The sequence below is a fragment of the Mesorhizobium sp. M8A.F.Ca.ET.207.01.1.1 genome (assembly GCF_004794715.1).
GTDB lineage: Bacteria > Pseudomonadota > Alphaproteobacteria > Rhizobiales > Rhizobiaceae > Mesorhizobium.
The window spans coordinates 1-299 of record NZ_SRUS01000488.1 but is presented as its reverse complement, the minus strand read 5'-3'; the positions used below and the strand labels follow the sequence as shown (position 1 = coordinate 299).

General features: G+C 71.2%; 1 protein-coding gene. It reads left to right on the top strand.

Features of this window, described 5'->3' with window-relative positions; genetic code table 11:
* A partial coding sequence (locus EN850_RS35495; protein WP_210238093.1) for a hypothetical protein occupies window positions 1–299 on the top strand: 299 nt, incomplete at both ends.

Sequence of the window (299 nt, the reverse complement as noted above, 5' to 3'; positions counted from 1 at the left end):
CTGCCATTCGGCTATGCGCTGGGCCTGGTCAGCAGCCTGTTCGATCCGCATGGCCGCCGCCTCGGCGACCTGGTCGCCGGCACCGTGGTGGTGCATGCACCGGTACTGTACCTGCCGCCGCCACCGACCATCGACAGCGCGCTGGCGCCGCCACAGCCACTGCGGCCGGAGGAACAGGCTGCGCTGATGGCCTTCGCCGAGCGCGCACCACGGCTGTCGTCGGCACGCCAGCAGGAACTGGCCGGCATTGCCGAACCCCTGACCGGCACCCACGGCCAGGTCGGCGTGTTGCGCCTGTA